This is a genomic window from Ruegeria sp. YTSA226 (assembly GCF_059609905.1).
The window spans coordinates 1-22749 of the sequence record NZ_JBXWMQ010000003.1 but is presented as its reverse complement, the minus strand read 5'-3'; the positions used below and the strand labels follow the sequence as shown (position 1 = coordinate 22749).

Below are 22749 nucleotides of genomic sequence, written 5' to 3'. Positions count from 1 at the left end.
CCTTACCCCTCTGCCATGATGTCAGCGATTTTCTGTTTCAGCACGCGCGTCACTTGCTCTAGCGCGCGTTTGTCATCTTTGTTCAAAGATTTCAGCGGCGGTCGAACGGTGCCCGCGTCAATCCCATTCATTGTGACACCATGCTTGATGGTCTGGATGAATTTTCCACCCTGTTCCAATACCCGCATCAAGGGCATCAGCGCCGACATGATCCGGCGGCCCTTGGCATAATCGCCCTCGATTACACAGGCCTGGTATAGCGCCACATGCTCGGCAGGCAGAAAGTTCGAGCCGCCACAGACCCAGAACGGCGCGCCCCAGGCAAAGAACTCCAGCGCCTGATCGTCCATACCGCATCCCAGTTGGATATGCGGATAGTCCCGCGCCAGAAGATGAACCCGGTTGATATCGCCCGAACTTTCCTTGATGCCGCAGAAATTCCTGCTGCGTCCGACGCGGTCCAGGAATTCCTCGCCCATCATCGTGCCTGTGCGGTGAGGATAATTGTACAGCATTACCGGCAGGTCGGCGGCCTTGTCGATGGCCAGCGCATTCAGCGCATTTTCGCGGTCGGTGGGCACCGAATAGGGCGGGCTGGCCAACAGGATCGCATCCGCCCCGATTTCCTTTGCACCCGACGCCAGCGCAACCGAGTCCGACGTCAACATCGCGCCCGTGCCAACAACCAGAGGCAAACGGCCTTTCAGACGCACATGGGTGAACCGCGCCAATTCCAGCCGTTCCTCCACGGTCTGCGCATAATTCTCACCAGTCGACCCGCCCGAGATCAGACCATGCACGCCATTCTTGATCAGAAGCTCGATCACCTGCGCCAGCGCGTCCCAGTTCACGCTGTCATCGGCCTGATAGGGCGTGACCACCGGGGTATAGACCCCCTCAAATCGGAAAATTGGATTCATTCCGTCCTCATGCAGGTTTCGAAAGCGGTGGGAGGCCCATTGGGACATCCAGCGCATCGGGCATCACGAACAGTTCGATCTGATCGCGTGACAGGTTCCAGTGATCTTCGGCCAGCTGCGCAGCAGCCGTTTCATCGCGTGCCTCTATGGCGTCGATGATGGCGTCGTGTTGCTGGCTTGCCTCGGACAGGTTTTCGACCATCCTGCCCGACTGTGGCCGGTAGAAGGTCATGCCGATACGGGCATGGTCAATCAGCAAACGGTTGAAAGAGGGCAATAGATAGACATTGCCCGACATTTCGCCGGTCACTTCGTGAAAGCGGTTATTGGCCAGGGCGCGCTCTTCGGCTGCCCCATCCCGCAGCGCGGCCTTGAATGCCTGCTGTGCGGTTTTCAGGGCTTCAATCTGCACAGGCTTTGCATTCGCCGCTGCCAGTCGCAGGATTGCACCATAGATCATCGGCGCGGCCAGAAAGAAATCGCGCAAGGTGGTATACGACATTTCGGACACGCGCGCGCTGCGGTTTGTTCGCAGGTCCAGATACCCTTCTCCGGCGAGTTGTCGGAACACTTCGCGTAAAGGCGTTCTCGACAGGCCAAACGCATCGGACAGATGCACCTCGTCCAGATCGGTGCCAGGTTGCAGGCGCAAAGTCAGGATCGAGACCTTCAAGTGCTCGGCCAGCTGCGTTTTGCGGGTTTTTGCGACGTCCTTCATCCGGATCCTCCAGCCCAGCCAGCAAGAATCGATTGGGTTCGATTGCCTCCTTTTTGTATCCGAATAAAATACATATTGTATACATGGAAATTTCGTGCAGCATAATCCAACGACAAAGACTCAGCCAATCCGGCCGAACAAAGTGGAAAACCCTATGCCTCAGATGCGGCACATCACCATTGTTCTGATCGAGGAGTTCTCGCATCTCGCCTTTTCCTGTGCCGTCGAACCACTGCGGATCGCCAATCTGGTCAGTGAGAAAACGCTATATGATTGGACGCTGATATCGGAGGACGCAGAGCGTGCAGTATGTTCCAATAAGGTGGTGACACTTGTGCATGGCGGGTTGGGCGATATTCCAAAGACTGATCAGCTGTTTGTCTTGTCGGGCATCCACATGCGCAACCATGTCTCACGCGACCTTCTGGCGACGTTGCGACGCGAACGTGCGCGGGGCACGCCGATCGGGGCATTGTGTTCTGGTGCTTGGCTTCTAGCAGAGGCCGGATTTCTGGATGGCTCTCAGGCTGCGATCCACTGGGAATATCACGATGCGTTTATGGAAGCGTTCCCAGAGGTGAACCTTGTGCGCAGTGTCTTCGTGGCAGACGCGAAACACATCACGGCATCGGGTGGGACGGCAACTGCCGATCTTATGCTGCATCTGATCGGACGCGACCACGGCGAGGAGCTGGCGATCGCGGTTGCAGACCAGATGGTGTATAATGCTGCCCGCAACGCAACGGCCAAACAAAGGGTATCATTGCAATCGCGCAACGGGATGCGTAACGCACATCTGGCTCGGGCTATCCATACCATGCGCGAATGCCTTGAAGCACCGGTTTCTCCGTCAAAGATCGCGGATGATCTTGGCATATCCACGCGCCAGTTAGAGCGGTTATTTGGTAAGTATCTCAACACTTCGCCCAAAAAATACTTTATGGAATTGCGCCTGGAACGCGCGCAAAAGCTTTTGCTTCAGACCGAAGCATCCGTCACCGAGGTCGCCTTGGCTTGTGGCTTTGAAAATCCCGGTCATTTCTCGCGGGTTTATCGATCCAGTTTTGGTGTCACACCGCATTCGCAAAAAAGCAAAATCGACTGACGGAAGGCGGCGGGGGGAGCTGCTCTGCCCTAGGGCGAGCCCGGCCCGGCAGGCGCTCACCCCCTAGTCCCGCTTGTACCCCCTCGTTAAATTCAAACTCGTAAACTGATCAGCAGGATTGACTGTTTGTATTTGGTAAAAAGGGCACAAATTCTGCAAGATCGTGTCAGATGTAAGGGAGTTTAGGGCGACATAAAGGCCCAGATTTCAGCAAAAAATGCGGCCCAAATCCCACACAATTAATAACTCAATTAGCCAAGTTTGTCCTTGAGTTTGCGTTACATATGAAAAATGACTTTTAAGTTTAGCCAAAATACCGGGTATACTTACAAACTATGGCAGAGATTCACATCGGGATGCATTTTCGAACCCCCATGTTCCCTTCAGCAACCAAAGCCGGAGGCCATGCATGAATTTCGAAACTTACCAGCCGGTCGTGACACCAGTCCCGCCAGTCATACCCGTAGACGTGCGCGAGGTTCAGATTATTCAGGCCTCTCAGGCGGCCAGTGCAGCATTTGAAAAGTTATCCGCCACGGCATTATTTGAGGTGGATACAGTCACTGATACTCAGAAGCGCATACTTGCGATCTTTCGCTGGTATTTTCTAGCGGCCTTTTGCACGCGCATGTTGTCTGGGGCAACGCATCGGCTGGATCATTTGACGATGCAAGTAGGCATGGATGTATACAGTGCGGTTGGTATGATTTTGTCCCGCGATGAGATCGAGTATTCGAGAAACCTGGTTGAAAAATTGCCGGATTCTGCGGCTGATGCACGGATGAAGGCGATCGGCGCGCGGGGGCACAAGGCAGGTTGGATCGCGGCCAATCAATATAAACAGGGAAGAGGCATGCCCTCAGAGATCAAAGTCGCTCTGTCAGGTGCTTTGGCGGCTGTGGATCGTTTGAATTGAACAGCGGTCCCAATTTGACATGAATTTACAAGTGTCGGTGAATTTGCCTCGCAGCAGGCAGGCGCGCGCCTTTCGTTGAAGCTCAGGTCGAAGGGGGGAAATGCTGCCCATTCACAGTAGGGGATTGAAAACCGTACCAAATCGCTACATTCACCCCTGATAGATCCAACAGGTTAATGCTACATGCCCCTTTCAAGAAGATTGCTAGCCTATGGCTCGGTTCCCGTGGTTGCGATTGTATGCTTTGCCGTTTGGTATACCAGTATCAGTTCCAAACCAGGTCCTGAGTTTGTCCGGCTGGATGGTGGAGAATTCCTGATGGGTTCGCAAAACTTTCAAGCGGAAGAGACTCCGGTCCATCCAGTGAATGTTGGGCCCTTTGACATTACGCGGACAGAAATTACCAACGACCAATTTGCGAAATTTGTCGAAGAAACCGGGTATCAGACAACGGCAGAGCGTGGCTTGTCGGCGGAGGATTTCCCGGGTCTGCCTTCAGATTTGCTTGAGCCTGGGTCGATGGTCTTCGCCCAGCCTAAGGAAGCGGTGTCGCTGAATAATCCCAACGCATGGTGGCGCTATGTCAAAGGTGCAAGCTGGCAACACCCGGCAGGACCGGGCAGTTCGATTGCGGAACTGGGCGACCATCCGGTGGTGCATGTGTCACCCGAGGATGCCGCAGAATTTGCAGAGTGGATCGGAGGTCGTCTGCCGACCGAGGCCGAATGGGAATTTGCAGCTCGCGGCGGGATCGAAGGCGCCGACTACACCTGGGGTGACAGCTATGATCCCAGCAATGGGTGGAAGGCAAACACCTGGCAAGGACAGTTCCCAAGCGAAAACCTGGCTGACGATGGCCATGTCGGAACCGCACCCGTAGCTTCATATGTGGCCAATGGCTACGGCCTGTATGACATGGCGGGCAATGTCTGGGAGCACGTGGCCGACTGGTGGGTGCCGGGGCACATTCCTGGCGACCAAATTGATCCTACCGGCCCGGAAAAGGCTTTTGCCGCCCAGTTCGGTAGCGCATCGATGGGTGCAATGCGGTTGGTCAAAGGGGGCTCATGGCTTTGCGCGCCGAATTTCTGTCTGCGTTACCGACCTGCAGCGCGGCAGCCGGTTGAGATGTCGTTGGGCAGCAATCATGTCGGATTTCGCGTTGTCCGCGATGTAGACTAACCGCCGGGTATTCCGGTCATGCGGCGGGCTTATTCCGCCCCGTACCGGTGGCACAATCGATTCCAGAACATATCAAGCGCGGCAAATTTGACGCCCTTGCGACGGGCAGCGCATATGTTCCAGGTCAGAGGTTGCGTGGTTCGTATCTCTTTCAACATCCCCAATTTCAGGTGCTGATCAAAATCTTCCTTCATTCCTCCGGCAATCAGGTCTGCTCTGCAGGCCATATCGGTCACTAAAGAGAAATCGTCACTTTCGACCTGGGGCAATCGGTCAACAATATGCCAGGCTTTCTCGTCATTCCCCAAAGTGGCGGCAATGGCAGAGCGCCAGTGGCGATGCATATGCGCGGTTATAAACGGATGCCGAAACACCTCCGCGATTGAGACCGGAGTTGCCTGATGGATGGGATGGTCGGGGCGAGCGCAGAAGAAAACGGGTTCCTTTCGAACGACCTGAATGTCCAGATCGCTTAGGTTGGGCGTGTGCGTAAGATCGCAAACCGCCACGTCCAGACGCCCTATCCGCAATGCTTCGAGGGGTTCCATGGTGGCCCGCACATCAACGCGGACGCGAAGATCTGGCCAGTTATCAAGCAGCTCTGCCAGAAGCGGCGTGATGATCGTCCGGGTCGTCAGGGGGCCGCAGCCGATATTCAGCACTTCCGGGCCGACCGAACGCAGCCGTTTGACTCCTGCTTCAAACTGGCTGGTCGCATTGTGCAACGCGTCCAGAAGTTGCAGAAAGCGTTTTCCCGCCGGTCTGATGGTTGCGCCGCGGCCTGTCCGTTCGAATAGCGCCTGACCGGCATAAGTTTCTGCCTGGCCGATATAGCGTGAGAAACTTGCCGGAGAGGTTCCGATTGCATCCGCTGCCACGCGAAAGTTGCCGTGTCTGGCCAATGAGCGCACCGCATCTATGGCTTTGGAATCAATCATTTGCACCCTCGTTCCAATATTCAGAACGCTCATACCAATTGATGGTATGACCGTCTCTTTCTGTAGTCGGAATTGTCGTTTCCTGCGACATTATTGTCGACCGTGGCACGACGCCCCGGACTTCCCACATAACGGAGGATTCAATGGTTCCTTTAAGGAATATATTAGCTGTGCTTGGCGCTTTGGCGTTATCAACGACTGCAGCACTTGCCGATTCTGAGGATACACGCCCAAACGTTCTTATTCTAATCGCAGATGACATGGGGTTTTCCGATGTTGGCGCATTTGGCAGTGAAATCGAAACGTCCTCGATCGACCAACTGGCAGATGACGGTATGCTGTTCACCAATTTCCACGTCGGAGCGTCTTGCTCGCCCACTCGGACTATGCTGATCAGCGGTGTCGACAACCATCTCGCAGGCCTCGGCAATATGTTAGAGATTCAGGCCGATAACCAATTCGGCAAGCCTGGCTATGAAGGTCATTTGAACGACAAAGTTGTTGCGTTGCCGCGTCTGTTGCGCGACGCAGGATACCACACCTATATGACCGGCAAATGGCACCTAGGTCATGAGCCTGGCACGATCGCTTATGACCGCGGATTTGAGAAATCCTTTATGCTGGGCGAAAGCGGTGCGGATAACTGGGTCGAGCAGCCCTATGCCCCGTTCTATACGCGGGTGCACTATTACGAGGACGACAAGCTTGTCAGCCTGCCAACGGACGACTACTTCTCATCCGATTTTTATACCCAAACGATGATCGATTACATCGACAGCAACCTGGATGACGGTAAACCATTTTTGGCCTGGGTCGGGTATCAGGCCGTCCATTACCCTCATCAGGCGCCAAAAGAATTCATCGACAAATATGACGGCGTTTATGACGAAGGGTTCGAGGCCCTGCGGGTTTCGCGTCTGGAAAAGCAGAAGGAACTTGGGCTGATCTCTCCGGATGTGGAATTGGACCCGGAGTTTGCGAAAACCTCTTATGAACCGTGGCAGATGCCGGATTGGGAAAAGCTTAACGACGAAGAAAAAGCATTCAACGCGCGACGGATGCAGACCTATGCCGGAATGCTGGACAATATGGATGTCAATATCGGCAGGATCCTGAGCTATCTGGATGAAAAAGGTATTGCGGACAACACCATCGTCATTTTCCTTGCGGATAACGGCCCGGATCCGAACCAGTTGCCGCTGTCTGAAGCCTATCGTGATTGGTACAAAGCCCATTACGACAAGGTCTATATCGAGGATTTTGACGGCGATTATTCGGATATGGGGCAGCAGGGTGTCTATGCTGATTACGGCCCTGGCTGGGCGGCAGCCGCAGCGGTTCCGGGCAGCTACTTTAAGACATTCTCGACCGAGGGTGGTTTGCGTGTCCCTTTGATCGTGAAATTCCCGGGTGTTGTCGAGCCTGGATCGCAAGTCGATAAATTTGCCTTTGTTCGCGATATCGTTCCGACACTTCTTGAAGTTGCCGGCGTAGACGTTCCCGGACCGGTCTATGACGGTCGCGAAATTTATACGCCAGACGGTATCAGTATGATGCCGGTCCTGAAGGGTGAGACGGAAACCGTGCGCGACGATAACAACCCGGTCGGATATGAGCTTGCAGGGTCCTCGGCAGTATTCCAGGGCAAATATAAACTGATGCAGAATCTGGCCCCTAAAGGCACAGGCGAATGGGAGCTGTTTGATATCGAAGCTGATCCGTCGGAATTACACAATCTGGCGGACCAGATGCCCGAGCGTGTCGCAGCGATGCAGGCCTATTTTGAGGACTATGCAAAAAGGGTAAATCTTGTGCCTGTTCCCGAAGGCTATAACCCTCTGGAGCAGACAGTCGTCAACGCCAAGCGCAGTGGCGCGCATTAACTGAAATGTCATCGCGCCGTTTCGGGACGGAAGCGGCGCGATGCGTATATTTGAAAAAGGCACAGTGCTGGTTGGCCCGCCGATAGATATGTGGCGCTACTGCGGGTGTAGCCACTGTTTGCCGCAAGCACACGCCCATGGATCAGGCCGGTGCATTGTTGGGAGGAGATGCGGGTTATTGCCCTGTGATTTCCGTGCAAGTTCCTTTGCCCCAACCGGTTCTACTACCAGAGGCAGAGAAATCGAACGTGCCTTTCTGGGGGTGGACGTTATAACTCAGCGTGTGATCCTCGCCGATATACAGGTAGGTCAAGGTATCGAGCCCCGGGAAAACATCGACCTCTTTGTCGATGTCACCGATCTTGATACGACCTTTGTTTTGATCTTCATATTTGATCAGTTTCGCAGCCATTTCGGGATGCTGTTCGTCTGGTGACTGACATTCAAACACCCGCTCTTCTGCAAGCGCCGTGAAGGGCATAAATATAAGAAGAATCGCCAACTTTTTCATTTGATCTCACCTAGAGCAGATTCGTTTCGAACGCCGCAGCTAGGTGTGATTTCTGTCATAAATTTGCTGAAATTCTGGCCAGACTGTGCCTTGGGCACAACCAAAGAAAATATAGGTGTTGGACCGTCTGCAAAATCAAGATTCTAGCGTCTCGGCAAGAAGTCTGTGGCAAAGATCGCATCCCAGAACAGAATGCAGGTCGGCTCCGCTTGGCATTGCATTCACTACCAATCAAATCTCTCATAAGTATCTATTTCAATACAAGTAATATTTGCATCTCCGAGGGTTGAGATCGGCTCGTCCAGAACATCCACCTCTGGGGCATTGTCGGTCGAATGGATAGCATCCCAAGGCAGGGTTCCAGGAGTACTCGAGTACAGCGCTTCGTAAGCCAGTCCTTCGTCCAAAGAATTCCCTGCGCTGACAGGGTCGTCACCGACGGTCAGGGCAAATGGGTTTTCCGAAGTGATGAGAGTGCCGGCGCTGTCTATGTCTGACACAACGATCTGACCATGAATTACGCCCTCGAAACCTACTGGCGGGGAAAGCTCCAGGTGGTTCAGATTACAACCCGACAAATCCACCGGATCACCTTTGGTGATCACTGAATGCTCACCACTGATTATCAGGGTATTTGCCGGCAACCCCTCCAGTGTAACATTCGCCTGATCAGACGCATGCGACACTTGGATGCCAACTTGGATCGCGTCGTCCTTGGGAACCGACAAACCGGGATCGGCCTGCATCACCTCACGGCCATCGGTATCCGGACCGTCCCATTCCAGCTTCAGCCCCGCATGGCCGTGGTTCTCGACATATCGGACTTCGATGCCATAAGTCCCAGGCTCAAGGTTGACCTCTTCTGAATACGTGCGAAACCCATGTGGCTTATCTCCTGTGTTGGAGACATCATCTCCGTTTATGTGCAGCGGAGGCGCAGCGGACACAGTTTCATGCGCAGCACAGCAAAAGGTGCTAGCCGCGTAAGACCTTGATACATTGTAGGGAAAGAATGGTGGGTGATGAGAGACTCGAACTCCCGACATCTTCGGTGTAAACGAAGCGCTCTACCAACTGAGCTAATCACCCGTGAGGCTGCATTTAGCCAAGCCGGCGCGCGGGCGCAAGAGGGTCTGGCACAATTTCTTTCACTGAATTTAGACAAGGCGGGCATCTGGGGTGATATCTCCGCCAACCGGGCTCTGATTTATCAGACTTTTTGAGGGATCACGAAATCTGAACCGGTCGTTTCGGACCAGGCACCTCCAAAATATCTTGGGTGTTGTAGCGGCTATGAATTGCCCGTTTCAAAGGTTCTTATTCACGATGCGTCCTATCGATGCTTGCGCGCCCCCCGCCGCCTCAGATATCCCCTGATGGAACCTTAACCTACGAGACGGGAACAATATGACCCTGTCATCCGCAAGCCGTTTTCTGGCTGCTGCTATTGTTTTGGGTAGTTTGATATCGACTCCGCAGCGTGCAGAGGCCGACGATGTTTTGGTTTTTGCTGCTGCCAGTCTGAAAAATGCTCTGGATTCACTTGTACCGGGTTTTGAACGGCAAAGCGGTCAGGAGGTTGTCATATCGTATGCGGCGTCTTCTATACTGGCACGTCAAATTCAACAGGGCGCCCCGGCGGATGTGTATATTTCAGCCAACAGTGACTGGATGGATGTCCTTCAGGAGAATGGGCTGATTGATGCTGGATCGCGGGTTAACCTTTTGGGAAATGGGCTTGTCCTGATCGGTGGGCCGACGGCCGTTGAAATTGAGGGGCTTTCCCCGCAGACGGACATCTCAGCCGCTTTGTCAGGTGGGCATCTTGCGATGGCCCTGGTCGATGCCGTGCCTGCGGGAATTTACGGCAAAGCGGCGCTGCAAAACCTAGGTCTTTGGGATAGTGTTCAGCAGCAGGTGGCACAGACCGACAATGTACGCGCGGCTCTGGCTTTGGTTGCCGCGGGGGCTGCCCCCTTGGGTGTTGTCTACCGATCGGATGCCCAGGCCGAGGATCGGGTGCGGGTGGTGGCCTCTTTCCCTGCAAATCTTCACCCGGAAATTGTCTACCCGGCCGCTGTAACAACGCAAGCCTCAGCCGAGGCAAATGCTTTCCTAAGCTACCTACAGACCGACGCAGCGATGGCAGTCTTTGCAGAGCAGGGATTTGCCCTGCCGGGCGACTAGCCGATGGGTTGGCTGGGACCGGAAGAACTTGAGGCGCTGAAATTGTCGCTGCGTGTCTCTTTCTGGGCAACGCTGGTTACTTTGCCCTTTGGTGTATTCGTTGCCTATGCACTGGCACGCTGGCGCTTTCCCGGGCGACAAGTGCTGAATGGGTTGGTGCATTTGCCATTGATCCTGCCGCCGGTTGTTACGGGATATCTGCTGCTATTGACCTTTGGTATTCAGGGCCCGATTGGTGGACCTCTGGCGGGGCTTGGAATTGTCTTTGCGTTTCGCTGGACCGGCGCGGCGCTGGCCGCTGGGATCATGGCGTTTCCGCTGATGGTCCGTGCTATTCGCCTTTCGATCGAAGCCGTCGACCCTAAGCTGGAACAGGCTGGAGCCACGCTGGGTGCCTCGCGTCTGTGGGTTTTTGTCACCGTGACCTTGCCGATGATTCTGCCGGGGGTGATCGCCGGGACCATCCTTGCCTTTGCAAAAGCCATGGGTGAGTTCGGCGCGACGATCACCTTTGTTTCGAACATACCTGGACAGACACAGACGTTGCCATCGGCCGTTTATGCGTTTCTGCAGGTTCCGGGTGGAGAGGCGGCGGCGATGCGGCTAGTGGTGATATCGGTCATCATCGCGATGGGGGCGCTGCTGTTGTCAGAGTTTGTCGGTCGTCGCGCCGCGGCAAGGGTGTCGGGGACATGAGCCTTTCGGTCAATCTGCAACATGATCTGCCAGGTATTCAGTTGGATGCCAAATTTGATGCGCCTGCCGGGGTGACAGTTCTGTATGGAAGGTCCGGCGCCGGTAAGACGACAATCGTTAACGCTGTTGCGGGATTGCTGGAGCCCAAAGCTGGTCGCGTATCCGTGGACGGGTGGACGTTGTTCGATACGGAAAAGCGCCTTTGGCTGCCTCCACATAAACGCCGCTTGGGGTATATTTTTCAGGAAGGACGGCTGTTCCCGCATCTGACAGTGCGCCAGAACCTGTCCTATGGGCGCTGGTTTGCGCCCAAAAGCGTGCCGCGCGAAGACCCCGATAAGGTAATTGAGATGTTGGGGATCGGGCATCTTCTGGACCGTCGTCCACTGAGCTTGTCAGGTGGCGAGAAGCAGCGTGTTGCCATAGGCCGCGCCTTATTGGCCAGCCCGCGTCTGATCCTCGCGGATGAGCCTCTGGCCGCATTGGATGATGCACGGAAGGCCGAGATACTGCCCTATTTCGAGCGGCTTCGGGATGAGATTTCGGTGCCGATCCTTTATGTGACCCACTCGGCAGCCGAAGTTGCGCGGCTGGCAACTTCTGTCGTTGCCCTGCAGGACGGCAAGGTGGTTCGGCAAGGCCCGGCTTCCGAAGTGATGGCTGATCCTTCTGTGGCCCCGCTCGGTGTCAGAGCCGTTGGTGCGGTGCTTCAGGTACAGGTATCAGCTCACCATGCAGACGGGTTGACCGAGTTGGCAGTCGAAGAGGCGCGCCTATTTCTGCCGCGTATTCCCCATAAGGTCGGTGAAAGCCTGCGTATTCGCATCCCCGCACAAGAGGTGATCCTTGCCAGTAAGCGGCCCGAGGGCCTGTCAGCGCTGAATGTACTGGAGGGCAGGGTTGATACGATCCGAGCCGGGGAAGGCCCCGGTGCGATCGTCTCTGTCATTACACCTGCAGGGACTATTCTGGCTCGGATCACGCGACGTTCGGTTGACACCCTTGGGCTTGTGGCGGGCAAACCTTGCTTTGCGGTGATCAAAACCGTGGCGCTGGCACCGCAGGATGTTGGTGGGCGGCTGCACTTTGCGGATTGAAACTGCGCTTTACGGAAAGCGCATCTGTTCTATGATTTCCCAAGGAAACCATTTTGTCCGGGGTCGAGCACCATGAAATACTTTGTATCAACATGTATTCTAACGCTGATGATGGTGCCTGCCATGGCCCAGGCTGTTGGGTTCGGGGTCGGTATAAACCCCGCATTCCGAACGACAGTGACACCACGTGACAATGGCGTTTACGAGGTCTCAACCAGCGGCAGTTCTGCGCCAGTGGCCTATTGGTGCGGGATCGGGGATTTTGCGATACGCACGCTTAGAACCAAATCGAACCAGCGTATTTACATAACCCGGGCCTATGACAAACAGACACGGACGGTGCAATTCTCGCTGACTGCGCCCGAAGGGGCTGATACGACGCCGGGCTATTCGGTTACTGTCAAACGCGTTGGCGAGAACATGTCAGCGGCATCGGCGCAGCGCTATTGCTCTGACAATTTCATGGATTTCGGGTTCTGAAACCCCGGAAGTAGAAAGCACCGCAGAAGCAGGTCAGGCGTTAGACCCATTTGGCCAAGGGCGGCAGGCTCATAAGCACTGCGTCCGGGTCGTGCCCGGTCTCTAGCCCGAATTTGGTTCCGCGGTCATAGACAAGGTTGTATTCGGCATAGAGCCCGCGATGAATCAGTTGGGTATCCTTATCGACGGCGTCAAAGCTCTGTTGCCTGCGCTTTTCAACCAAAGGCAGAAAGGCTGGCAAGAAGGCCCGCCCGATATCCTGTGTCAGGGCAAAGTCCGATGACCAGTCTCCGGTGCAATAGTCATCCAGAAAGATACCGCCGACACCGCGGGCGCGCTTGCGGTGCGGGATAAAGAAATACTCGTCGGCCCACTCTTTCAAACGCGGATAGTGGCCCGGTCCGTGGGGATCCAGATGGGCCTTCTGGGTTGCGTGGAAATGGGCAGTGTCTTCGTCATATTCGATACAGGGGTTCAGGTCTGATCCGCCGCCGAACCACCAGGCGTGAGGTGTCCAGAACATGCGCGTATTCATGTGAACAGCGGGAGCGTGCGGGTTCTGCATATGGGCAACCAGGCTGATACCCGAGGCCCAGAACCGCGGGTCCTCGGTCATTCCGGGAATGCCTTTTCGGGCAGCCATTGCCTGTTGCGCCCGTTCCCCGAGCTGGCCGAATACTGTCGAGACATTGACGCCGACTTTCTCGAACACGCGGCCGCCGCGCATCACGGACATCAAACCGCCACCGGCGTCCGCCCCGTCATCCGAATGCCGTTTGGTCTCATTGACTTCGAAACGACCGGGTTGAGCATCGGAAAAAGGTCCGGTGTCGTGGGAATCCTCAAGCTGCTCAAAAACGTTTACGATTTCATTGCGCAAGTCACGAAACCAGGCTGCGGCGGTGGCTTTTTCAGTATCGAACATCTGTTTAATGGGCCGGGGCTGCGACGGGGTCCAGCAAAGTGCGTCCACCGTCAATGGTTAGGATTTGTCCAGTGATGAAACCTGCGGCGTCCGAGGCAAGGTACTGTGCGGTTTCGGCCAGTTCGTTTGGCGCGGCAATCCGGGAAAGGGGTGTGTGCTTTTCGATATCATCCCGAAATGTGCGATTTTCCTTGAGCGTGGATTGCAGCGAAGCGCTCATCACCGATCCCAGCGCGATCGAGTTCACGCGGATGCGGTTTGGGGCAAGGGCAACGGCCAGGGATCGGGTCAACTGATCAAGCGCTGCTGTAGACACCGAATAGGCCATCAGATCGGGATGGGTGCGACGGGCAGCAATCGAAGATAAGTTGATGATGGATCCCGCAGGGTTTTCGTTTTCATCATCACCGGATTGCTTGATCATCCGTTTGGCAACTAGTTGGCTCAGTCGCAAGGCCGGCATCAGGTTCTGGTTCAACAAGGTGCGGACCGAGTCGTCTTCCATGTCCAATGGATCAGACGGAATAACCTGGCGCGAGCCATTTATCAGGATGTCGACCTGTTCGAAAGCGTCAATCGTGGCCGAAAGCAGGTTCGCAATCGTCAGCTTTTCACGCAGATCCCCGGCGAAGAAACGGATGTTGCTGTCATCTGCCTGCTCGCCCAGTTCATTGGCCAGTCGTTTTTCATCCATGTCGGCGAACATGACATTGGCCCCGGCATCCGCGAAGTGACGTCCGATGGCCAATCCGACACCATTTGCACCACCTGTGACGATCGCGGTCTTGCCGGCTATGGAAAAGGACATGCGTGTTCTCCTGATGTGCGGTGCAGGTTAGCGGGTATCACCGCCGAGGGCGAGAGGCGTGGAAGACCTTGAAACGATTGTCCCCGGTCACTTCCTTCACCTGCGCGAAGGCCTTGTTCAGCGTAATTTCATAGGGTAGGTGTCGATTGGCGACCATCCAAAGGGAACCGCCCCGTGTCAGACTGCGCGCAGCAGATTTGATGAATCCCTGACCCAACGTGGGATCAGCACAGCGCGATGTGTGAAACGGCGGGTTCATAATGACCGTATCCAGCGGCTCAGGCGCGCGCCAGGTGACCGCGTCGGCCCAGTGGAACTGTGCACGGTCGTCTTTTACATTTGCACGAGCACATTGCAGGGCGATGTGATCGGCCTCGACCAGATGCAATTCCTGCAGCCCCTTTGCACCCATTAGCCCTGTGGATAGGTATCCCCAGCCAGCCCCCAGATCGGCGACCCGACCGCCCAGTTTTTCAGGCAGGGCGGCAAGCAGCATTACTGAGGCCGGGTCGACCCCGTCTGCAGAAAATACTCCGGGCGCTGTCTGAAATCCGTCGGCGGATTGGGAGGCGGGTGCGGCCCAGTCCTCGAACGCGTTTACGTCGGACTGGAACCAAAAGATCTTGCCATGTGCTTTTGCGATGGGCCCCTGCACGGTTACGCGTTTGCGAATATCCTTCAACAGGCTGTCGACGCCATTTGTCTTGGCGCCGTCGACCACAACCAATCCGGCCGCGCGCAGGCAGGCCTGATGCACAAGGCTGCGGGCCAAGGCCTTGGCGCGGGGCAGGAACACGATTGCATCCTGGCACGGGTCATCAGCCTCGGGCGTGGCCCTGAATCCGTGATCCGCAAAATGGTCGTGAAACGGCTTGAATGGCTGGACTACCTGCGTATCTGAAGCCAGCCCAGCGAGGTCTTCCTCGGGCGTTGGCCCAATCACGGACAGGGGTTGCGCGATTTCAAGGCCGCTTTGCAAGGCAAGGTCTAGGCGAAGGGACATTGGCAATTCCGAAAAGAGGTCAGGCGTCGCCTTACTCTTCGCGTTCCATAGTGCACTGCAGGGGGTGTTGATGGCGGCGAGCAAAATCCATGACTTGCCCGACCTTGGTTTCGGCAATCTCATGACTGAAGACACCAACAACGGCGACGCCCTTCTTGTGGACGGTTAGCATGATCTCGAACGCCTCTGCGTGGGTCATGCCGAAAAAACGTTCCAATACGTGAACGACAAACTCCATCGGGGTGTAGTCGTCATTCAAAAGCAGCACTTTGTACAGCGGCGGGCGTTTGGTCTTGGGGCGCGTCTGTACCAGGATCGACGAATCTGCATCGTCGTCCGGTTTGTCAGACATCATCCATTGGTTCTCAAACATTAGGCGCAAACGTCCGATTCAGGCTTCGGTTTATCTGTGCGCTTATATAACGTCCAATGCGTCAGATAAAAGAGCCAGCAGGACGTTATCCAAATGGGCGAAAAACTAACCACAATCGGGTTCGATGCCGATGACACGCTGTGGCACAACGAACGGTTCTTTCAGCTGACGCAGGCACATTTTGTCGACCTGTTATCAGATCATGCCGAATCGGATCACCTGATGGACCGATTGCTGGCTGCCGAAAAACGCAATATCCGGCATTATGGGTATGGAATCAAAGGCTTCACCCTCTCCATGATCGAAACGGCGATCGAAGTGACCGAAGACCGTGTTCCTGCAGCGGTCATTCGCCAACTGATCGAAGCGGGGCAAGAGATGTTGGCCCATCCGATCGAGCTGTTGCCCTATGCTCGGCAGGCCATCGAAGGCGCTGCCGACACCCACCGCGTAATCCTTATCACCAAGGGCGATCTGATAGACCAGGAACGCAAACTTGCGCAGTCCGGTTTGGGCGATCTGTTCGACGGGGTAGAGATCGTGTCTGAAAAGACCCCGGAAATCTATCGCCAGATCTTCGCGCAGCATGGCGAGGGGCCCGCTGCGGCTATGATGGTCGGAAATTCGATGCGGTCCGATGTGGTTGCTCCGATTCAAGCCGGATGCTGGGGCGTATACGTGGCGCATGGGCTGGTCTGGGAGATCGAGCAGGCCGACGTGCCGGCCGACAGTTCCAGATACCACGAATTGCCCGATCTTGGTGGATTGACGGCGCTGGTTCGCTCTTTGAGTTGATGTTGCCATTTGGTCGCAGTTTCCAAAAATAGGGGCCGGTCGACGACACAGTCTTGACGATATGGCAGGTTTAGCGGTGCGCCGCCGTTTGCACCGCCACATCTAGTGGGTCTTTGACATACGCTGAAAGCGTTAAAGTTATGAGCTTTCGGTTTCTTTCGCGGGGGTGCTGTGCTACGCTGATGGGCAATAAAATAGATAGTAGCTGACCGGGAAAACCCGGCGGCCTGAGGTAGACAGAGGCAAAAATCGTGCAGGTACGGCGGACAGTTCCGGCCCCTATGGGCGTATTCCTTGCAGCATTCCTGTTGTTGTTTTCCTTCGCTCCGGCGCAGGGCATTGCTGCCCCATATGCGGCGATGGTGATCGACGCGCGAACGGGCGAAGTGCTGCATTCCCGAAACGCCGATACACGCCTCCATCCGGCCTCGTTAACCAAAATGATGACACTGTACATCGCATTTGAAGCGGTTCGGAACGGCGAAATCACTCTCGATACGCAGGTGACCATCACCAAAAAGGCTTCCTCTGAACCGCCTTCAAAGCTGGGTTTGCGTTCGGGGCAGAAGATTGCTTTCCGCTATTTGATCCGTGCGGCGGCGGTGAAGTCGGCCAATGACGCTGCCACTGCCATTGGTGTCGCCCTCAGCGGGTCCGAGGCTGCCTTTGCGCGCCGCATGACACGTACCGCCAAGGCGATGGGAATGAGCCGTACAACCTTTAAGAACGCACATGGTCTGACCGAGGCCGGACATCTGTCGACCGCACGGGACATGACCACGCTGGGACGGCATTTGCTGTATGATTACCCGCAATATTACAACCTGTTTTCGCGCCAATCCACGAATGCGGGGATCAAAACCGTTCCCAATACGAACCGTCGCCTGCTAGCGGCCTATCGCGGTGCGGATGGGATCAAGACGGGCTATACCCGTGCAGCTGGGTTCAATCTGGTTGCCTCGGCCAAGCGCAAGGACGAACGGATCATCGCGACTGTCTTTGGTGGCAAATCCGGCGCATCGCGCAATGCCAAAGTAGCCGAGCTGTTGGACATGGGTTTCCGCCGCGCCCCGTCGCGCGCGCCGATCCGCAAACCAGCCCGGCCGGCCTATGCCGGTAATGCAGGTTTGAATGCGAAAGTCGCCAGCGTAAGCGGCGCGCCCACCAGAAGCCTGCGACCTGTTCTTCGACCTCAGCGGGGGAGTACCGTTCTAGTGGCGAACAATGTCGCCGCAACCGCAGCCAAGAACGACGCGCGGATTCAGGACGGTATCGCCGCAGCCATCGCCTCGGCAGGTGTAGAGACGCCGACCGAAGGAACGACGCGCCCGACGGTACGCACGGATGATCTGGTGCTGGCCTCGGCAGAACAGCCCGAGCCAGAGCAGGAAATCGTCACACGCTTGTCGACCTCTGGCGGTCATTTGTGGGGCGTGAATGTGGGGCGCTATACGACCCGGTACGAGGCTGAAAAGGTTCTACTGAAAACGGCCCTGTCGGAAATGACCACATTGGAAGGCACGCTGCGCAAGGTCAATCAAAACTCACGCGGGTTCGATGCGACGTTCCAGGGCATGACCCGAGAGCAAGCCGATCTGGCCTGCCGCAGACTTCAGGCCCGCAATGTCACCTGTTTCATGATCGGGCCGTCATAAGACCCGACATATACTCTCGTGGATGGGTCTGGCCACGGAATTCCGTGGCCTTTTTTTGCTGAGCGAGCGTGCCGTAGTAGGCGGCAGGGATCAGGTCAGTCGAATACGTGGCCGTGCTGATATTGCTCATCCTGACCGGCGGCCGCAGTCAGGGCCGCGACGTTATCTTTGGTAAAGAACCCATCATACTTATGACAGCGCTCGATATACTCGGTGATCAGCAGAGTGTTCTTCGAGTGTTTTGAGAAGATCTGCTTGAGGTTCGGATCGTCTTTGCACTCTCCAACCACATGGGCCAGGAATGGCACCCCTTGGTCTTTCAGAGTGTTCACAACGAAATCCACATTCTTTTCGCCCGCACCGTGATCGCCGTCCAGAATCTCGATCGCCATGTGATGCAGCCGACGTCCGAAATTGCGGACGAAATCCTCGGTTGGCATGGGCCGTTTGGCAAAAGAGTTTACAAACGAAGGCGTATTATTGGCTGTAAATACCTTGGCCGGGGATTTCTTGTCATCATCCACACCGGCATTGCGGTTCACATTGGTCGACGAATTCATGTCGAAAATGTTGTACGCCCCCCAGAAATAGTAGGGCACCATCGTCAGAAATTCGAGGATCGCATCCTCTCGCTCACCAGCCAGAACGCGTGTCGCCAGATGGTCGATGCCCAACATCAGTGAAGAGATATTGCTATCGGCACCAAAGGCAGCAGCCTCATCCAGTCGCGCTTGTTCTGCGCTGCTGAGCAATACCCTGTCGCCCAGACCCAAACTGTCGGTATCGTTGAAATCCAGCGTTGAATAACCGACCCGGTTGCAGGTGAAATCAGAAGGGGTGGTGAACCGAAGGCCCTTTAGCGTGTAAAACGGGTTCTCGGTGTCGCCGGAATATTCGAACCGGATATTCTGATCCTCCAGCGTTTTGGTCAGCGTGTTCAGGTCAGTGGCGCCAAACACTTCGCCAACATAGCGCGTTTGCGGCGTGTTTCGTGCCAACGGGTACATGCGGTTGATGCGCGGGATGAAGTCTTCGAATGTCGGGCTAAGCGGAGCCATCACGATGAGCGCCGGGTAGTCCAGGTGTGAATGCAGGACCGAGTATTTATGCGTCCGTCCAAGATAGCTGGCCGTGTGACGGTATGGCGACATCACATATAGCTCGACCAGAGTGTCGAAAAGAACGTCAGTTTCGACCTGAAGCACGACAGCGCGCATGGGCCCAACCTGCTGGGCGACACCAGATCTGGCACGGCGTTCGTAAATTTTTGGCAAATACTCGTTGAAGAAGTCCGAATTCTTCTTGTCGCCGCGTGGTTCGTAAGACGCTAAATCAAAAGACATAAAGTTACTCCTTGCCCAGACTAGGCAACCCAGGTGCGGTTCGTTGCCGGGATTGTGGTATTCAGAACATATGCTTGCTGACATGCTAGGGAGGGAATTCAGCCTCGGCAACAGTCTGAGTACGGGCGGACGCATTGCACCCGCGGGATTACCGCAGGAACTTTGTCACTTCGACCCCGCCCGCGATCAGGTTTTCGCGGACCGAATGCGCAATCTGAACGGCGGTTGGTCCATCCCCGTGCAGGCAGATCGTGTCGATCGCGGTTTCAAGCCTTTTGCCGGTTTCGGTAATGATGGCCCCTTCGCGGACCATTTCCAGAATTCGAGGCCCTGCAATTTCGGGGTCGTGGATGACGGCTCCGGGCAAGCTTCGGTCGACCAGAGTGCCATCGTCGTTATAGGCGCGGTCGGCAAAGATTTCGCCGACCCACTTGCAGCCCAATTCCCGAACGGCTTCTTCCTGGTTGGTGACGGCCAGCACCATGATGATGATATCTGGGTTCACGTCCAGCGCGCCCTGATAACAGGCCCGCGCCATGTCGATATCGACCGAACACATGTTGGACAATGCACCGTGCAGCTTCAGATGCCGGACCTGCGTTCCAACGGCGTTTGCCATACCGATCGCCGATCCCAACTGATACCGAACAAGATTTCGCAGGCTATCATGGGGTATTTTCATATTGCGGCGGCCAAACCCCTGTAGGTCAGGAAAGCCGGGATGCGCGCCAATGCCGACACCGTTTTCCACAGCCAGGGTCATCGTTTGCGCCATGACGTCCGGATCGCCCGCGTGAACGCCACAGGCAATGTTGGCCGAAGTGATAATCCGCAACAGGCTTTTGTCATCGCCCATGCTCCAGGGGCCAAAGCTTTCCCCCATATCGGCATTAAGATCTACGCTGGGCATCGGCAAACTCCTTAGTCTGTGGCAGAGATCATTCCGCTGACCAGTTGATAAGATAGCAGGTCAGCAATGTCATGAGGATCACGGATCAGCGGTTCGACCTTGGATGGCAGGTTGGCCAGTTCTTTTTGAAAAGCCGCTTGCAGGGAAATGGCCTCGTCCATTTCGACCAGCCTGAACTGAAGCTGTACGCCCGCCGGGGTTTGCACAGCCCGCGGCAGGTCACAGGGAAGGACGGTCGCAATTCTGGGATACCCGCCAGTTGTCTGACACTCGGGCAGCAGAATAAAGGGATTGCCAGTGCCGGTCATCTGAATGTCGCCGGGGGTGATGACCTCGGACAATATGTTCAGCTGCCCCTTTGCGGCGAAACCCTCTCCGTCGCTTTCCAGCTGCATTCCCATGCGATTTGCGCGGGGCCCGCGAGTGAATGTCGTGCGCAAAAAGCGGTCCAGCGTTTGCCGGTCGAACAGTTCGGTCTGAAAACTGGCCACAACCCGCAGCGAACCGCCCGAGAACCGATCTTCAGCGCGCAACTTCTGTCCTGCCTGCTGTGACGCTGCCCCGGTGGATAAGCTGTCTCCGGCCTGTAGGGCGCGCCCGATTTTGGCAGTAAGGTGAGTTGAGCGGGATCCCAGAAACTCCTGCACCTCAATACCGCCGCCCAGGTGCAAATATCCATAGGTTCCCCGTGTGGCGGCCCCGACTATCACCCGCTGTCCGGTCTCAAGGTGGTAGGAGGCATTCCACGAAATGGCAGCGCCATCAATACTGGCCTGCATCGGTGCGCCCGTCAGTGCAATCTGTATGGGATGAGTGGCCTCAAACTCACCGCCCATTCCGGCCATTTCAAGCGCGGCAAGTTTAGGACTTTGTCTCAACAATGCGGCGCCTTCGTGCAGGGCACGTAAATCTGCTGCGCCAGATCGGGAAAGCCCTTGATCCAGATATCCGTGGCGGCCTTGGTCCTGTATTGTACAAGCAGGCCCTATGCGCAGGACAGACAGGCTCAAACTGCGATCTCCTGACAGGTCGCGCCGCCTGATCCATCAACGTCATTAGCGCGTATCGCCTCTAGTTCCTCACGCGTGACTGACGCGAACTGCATTTCGTCGCCGGGTTTCAGGGCAAAGCTGTTCTGTGCTTCAGGACGAAAACAGCGAAAAGCGGTTTGGCCAATATGTCGCCACCCGGTTGGTGTGGGTCCCGAGAAAAGGACAAATTGCGAAATCGCCAATACCAAAGCGCCCTCGGGCACCATCGGGGTCAACTTCTTGAGGCGCGGTATGTTGAACTCGGGGCCGAGCGGGCCAAGATATGGTTGACCGGGAGCAAATCCGATCGTCAGGACGCGGACGGTTGTGGCGCTCAATCGATGAACGGCTTCATCGGGGGACAGCCTGGCCGCAGCCGCAGCCTCATCTAATTGAGGGGCAAGCGTGCCGCCATAAACCGTGGGGACACTCCATAACCTGCGCCCCTGGGGGAGGGGCGCTTTGTACCAATCCTGCCGCCGCAACAGCTGCTCGACCCGGTCGCGAAGGTTTGCGTGGGCAAATTGGGATGGTTCAAATCGGATATAAGTCGACGCCAGCGTCGCAGAGGTTTCAATGACACCTTCCCACCGTTCAGAATCCACCGCAGCTCGAAACGCCAATGCTGCCCGGTTCGATGGCTCGGCCATGGTTTCGGCGAAAGAGACCAGCAGGCCGTCAAAGCCGACGGTGCATATGCGTGGGAAGATGGCGGCGTGTGTTCGTGTCATCTCGCTGCGTGCCAGTATGTAACTAGTCAGGTGACCTGAACGCAATCCAGAGCGTTTCGCAAGAGAGGGTGCAAAGTATTTGCCGGTGCATCCCCGTTTCAGACCGCGTGCAGGCAAATTCCGACTCGGTGCGGGTGTGTTTCATACCCGGCGACTCATACGAGTCTTGTAGTAGACGTGGGGAGCTCAACAATATGTTGATATCGGGCATAGCTCGTACGGAAAGCAGTGTGGATACCTTAGGCGTGATAATGGGCTTTCCTGGGTGCATCGGTCGAATTTATCACCTTAATTATCTGAATTTATTGAGTAAAATAAGAAAGTGCAAAAAAGTTGCTCAGGGCGTGATTTTCTGCTTGCGGTGTATGTTTGTAATGCTTAGAACCCCCTTCACCGGCGCTGCTGAGGCGCTTGTGACACACTGGAGAGACGGTGGGACGGGTTGGAGAGACGGCCGGACACACTGGAGAGACGGTGGGCATCTTAGGGAATGATTTAGGCGGGCGCGCTGATGTTATTGGCGCAACGGTCTGATTTTTGGC

At 55.8% G+C, this 22749-nt stretch carries 24 protein-coding genes and 1 tRNA gene; 10 read left to right on the top strand and 15 right to left on the bottom strand.

The genetic code is table 11. From position 1 onward, the window contains the following. Window positions 1-2: 2 nt before the first annotated feature. Both AC2FFF_RS05090 and AC2FFF_RS05085 read right to left on the bottom strand, forming a co-directional pair. Window positions 3-920 carry a dihydrodipicolinate synthase family protein gene (locus tag AC2FFF_RS05090; RefSeq protein WP_281972422.1) on the bottom strand — a complete coding sequence of 306 codons (918 nt, stop codon included), beginning with the start codon at window positions 918-920 and terminating at the stop codon, window positions 3-5. Between the two features lie 7 nt (window positions 921-927). Further along, on the bottom strand, window positions 928-1638 hold the full coding sequence (locus AC2FFF_RS05085; protein WP_271948135.1) for a GntR family transcriptional regulator: 711 nt from the start codon (window positions 1636-1638) through the stop codon (window positions 928-930). Window positions 1639-1792: 154 nt separating this feature from the next. Between AC2FFF_RS05085 and AC2FFF_RS05080 the strand changes: the two genes are divergently transcribed. Beyond that, window positions 1793-2743 (top strand): GlxA family transcriptional regulator, encoded by a 951-nt coding sequence (locus AC2FFF_RS05080; RefSeq protein ID WP_142635891.1) that lies wholly within the window; start codon window positions 1793-1795, stop codon window positions 2741-2743. 409 nt (window positions 2744-3152) lie between these two features. Further along, window positions 3153-3659, top strand: a complete 507-nt coding sequence (locus tag AC2FFF_RS05075; RefSeq protein WP_281972421.1) for a hypothetical protein — start codon at window positions 3153-3155, stop codon at window positions 3657-3659. On the opposite strand, the gene AC2FFF_RS05070 is transcribed toward AC2FFF_RS05075, so the two are convergent. After that, entirely contained in the window at window positions 3624-3770 is a 147-nt protein-coding gene (locus AC2FFF_RS05070) for a hypothetical protein (RefSeq protein ID WP_496707901.1), read from the bottom strand. The two genes, AC2FFF_RS05075 and AC2FFF_RS05070, sit on opposite strands and share 36 nt — an antisense overlap. 72 nt (window positions 3771-3842) lie before the next feature. Between AC2FFF_RS05070 and AC2FFF_RS05065 the strand changes: the two genes are divergently transcribed. Beyond that, window positions 3843-4841, top strand: a complete 999-nt coding sequence (locus tag AC2FFF_RS05065; protein ID WP_282021558.1) for a formylglycine-generating enzyme family protein — start codon at window positions 3843-3845, stop codon at window positions 4839-4841. 29 nt (window positions 4842-4870) lie between these two features. Here AC2FFF_RS05065 and AC2FFF_RS05060 read toward each other — a convergent pair whose 3' ends face one another. Then, window positions 4871-5779: a LysR family transcriptional regulator gene (locus AC2FFF_RS05060; protein ID WP_281972419.1), complete on the bottom strand. Its 909-nt coding sequence runs from the start codon at window positions 5777-5779 to the stop codon at window positions 4871-4873. A gap of 143 nt (window positions 5780-5922) precedes the next feature. Between AC2FFF_RS05060 and AC2FFF_RS05055 the strand changes: the two genes are divergently transcribed. After that, window positions 5923-7662: an arylsulfatase gene (locus AC2FFF_RS05055; RefSeq protein WP_496750564.1), complete on the top strand. Its 1740-nt coding sequence runs from the start codon at window positions 5923-5925 to the stop codon at window positions 7660-7662. A 175-nt stretch (window positions 7663-7837) separates the two neighbouring features. Here the strand turns inward: AC2FFF_RS05055 and AC2FFF_RS05050 are convergent, their stop codons facing one another. The 3 genes from AC2FFF_RS05050 to AC2FFF_RS05040 form a co-directional block, all read right to left on the bottom strand. Beyond that, a complete protein-coding gene (locus tag AC2FFF_RS05050; RefSeq protein WP_142635900.1) occupies window positions 7838-8173 on the bottom strand; it encodes a hypothetical protein in 336 nt (111 codons plus the stop codon). A gap of 224 nt (window positions 8174-8397) precedes the next feature. After that, complete coding sequence (locus AC2FFF_RS05045; protein WP_142635902.1) at window positions 8398-9120, bottom strand: hypothetical protein; 723 nt, start codon at window positions 9118-9120, stop codon at window positions 8398-8400. A 66-nt stretch (window positions 9121-9186) separates the two neighbouring features. Beyond that, window positions 9187-9262 (bottom strand) — tRNA-Val (locus tag AC2FFF_RS05040). A gap of 318 nt (window positions 9263-9580) precedes the next feature. Here AC2FFF_RS05040 and modA point away from each other — a divergent pair. The 4 genes from modA to AC2FFF_RS05020 all read left to right on the top strand — a co-directional run bounded on the left by modA (window position 9581) and on the right by AC2FFF_RS05020 (window position 12633). After that, entirely contained in the window at window positions 9581-10360 is a 780-nt protein-coding gene (gene modA / locus AC2FFF_RS05035) for a molybdate ABC transporter substrate-binding protein (RefSeq protein ID WP_142635903.1), read from the top strand. A gap of 3 nt (window positions 10361-10363) precedes the next feature. Further along, the gene (gene modB, locus AC2FFF_RS05030; RefSeq protein ID WP_142635905.1) at window positions 10364-11056 is read left to right on the top strand and encodes a molybdate ABC transporter permease subunit; all 693 of its coding nucleotides are present in this window, start codon (window positions 10364-10366) and stop codon (window positions 11054-11056) included. Further along, window positions 11053-12153 (top strand): molybdenum ABC transporter ATP-binding protein, encoded by a 1101-nt coding sequence (gene modC / locus AC2FFF_RS05025; RefSeq protein ID WP_282021554.1) that lies wholly within the window; start codon window positions 11053-11055, stop codon window positions 12151-12153. The genes modB and modC overlap by 4 nt, the downstream gene beginning before the upstream one ends. Before the next feature lie 72 nt (window positions 12154-12225). Next, a complete protein-coding gene (locus tag AC2FFF_RS05020) occupies window positions 12226-12633 on the top strand; it encodes a hypothetical protein (RefSeq protein WP_282021553.1) in 408 nt (135 codons plus the stop codon). A gap of 40 nt (window positions 12634-12673) precedes the next feature. On the opposite strand, the gene hemF is transcribed toward AC2FFF_RS05020, so the two are convergent. The 4 genes from hemF to clpS are packed head-to-tail and all read right to left on the bottom strand — an operon-like array spanning window position 12674 to window position 15742. After that, entirely contained in the window at window positions 12674-13558 is an 885-nt protein-coding gene (hemF, locus tag AC2FFF_RS05015) for an oxygen-dependent coproporphyrinogen oxidase (protein WP_496750561.1), read from the bottom strand. Between the two features lie 4 nt (window positions 13559-13562). Next, entirely contained in the window at window positions 13563-14366 is an 804-nt protein-coding gene (locus tag AC2FFF_RS05010; protein ID WP_142635913.1) for an SDR family NAD(P)-dependent oxidoreductase, read from the bottom strand. 37 nt (window positions 14367-14403) lie between these two features. After that, window positions 14404-15369, bottom strand: a complete 966-nt coding sequence (locus tag AC2FFF_RS05005) for a class I SAM-dependent methyltransferase (protein WP_281972415.1) — start codon at window positions 15367-15369, stop codon at window positions 14404-14406. A gap of 31 nt (window positions 15370-15400) precedes the next feature. Next, on the bottom strand, window positions 15401-15742 hold the full coding sequence (gene clpS / locus AC2FFF_RS05000; protein ID WP_142635917.1) for an ATP-dependent Clp protease adapter ClpS: 342 nt from the start codon (window positions 15740-15742) through the stop codon (window positions 15401-15403). A 93-nt stretch (window positions 15743-15835) separates the two neighbouring features. Between clpS and AC2FFF_RS04995 the strand changes: the two genes are divergently transcribed. Together AC2FFF_RS04995 and AC2FFF_RS04990 are read left to right on the top strand one after the other, a co-directional pair. Further along, the gene (locus AC2FFF_RS04995; protein WP_281972414.1) at window positions 15836-16537 is read left to right on the top strand and encodes an HAD family hydrolase; all 702 of its coding nucleotides are present in this window, start codon (window positions 15836-15838) and stop codon (window positions 16535-16537) included. A 281-nt stretch (window positions 16538-16818) separates the two neighbouring features. Next, a complete protein-coding gene (locus AC2FFF_RS04990) occupies window positions 16819-18192 on the top strand; it encodes a D-alanyl-D-alanine carboxypeptidase family protein (RefSeq protein ID WP_142635921.1) in 1374 nt (457 codons plus the stop codon). Window positions 18193-18287: 95 nt separating this feature from the next. On the opposite strand, the gene AC2FFF_RS04985 is transcribed toward AC2FFF_RS04990, so the two are convergent. The 4 genes from AC2FFF_RS04985 to AC2FFF_RS04970 form a co-directional block, all read right to left on the bottom strand. Continuing rightward, entirely contained in the window at window positions 18288-19535 is a 1248-nt protein-coding gene (locus AC2FFF_RS04985) for a hypothetical protein (protein ID WP_281972413.1), read from the bottom strand. Window positions 19536-19683: 148 nt separating this feature from the next. Further along, the gene (locus tag AC2FFF_RS04980) at window positions 19684-20445 is read right to left on the bottom strand and encodes a LamB/YcsF family protein (protein WP_282021550.1); all 762 of its coding nucleotides are present in this window, start codon (window positions 20443-20445) and stop codon (window positions 19684-19686) included. Window positions 20446-20456: 11 nt separating this feature from the next. Then, window positions 20457-21455, bottom strand: a complete 999-nt coding sequence (locus tag AC2FFF_RS04975) for a 5-oxoprolinase subunit C family protein (protein ID WP_282021549.1) — start codon at window positions 21453-21455, stop codon at window positions 20457-20459. Beyond that, window positions 21452-22207 carry a 5-oxoprolinase subunit B family protein gene (locus AC2FFF_RS04970; RefSeq protein WP_281972410.1) on the bottom strand — a complete coding sequence of 252 codons (756 nt, stop codon included), beginning with the start codon at window positions 22205-22207 and terminating at the stop codon, window positions 21452-21454. The genes AC2FFF_RS04975 and AC2FFF_RS04970 overlap by 4 nt, the downstream gene beginning before the upstream one ends. Between the last annotated feature and the right edge of the window lie 542 nt (window positions 22208-22749).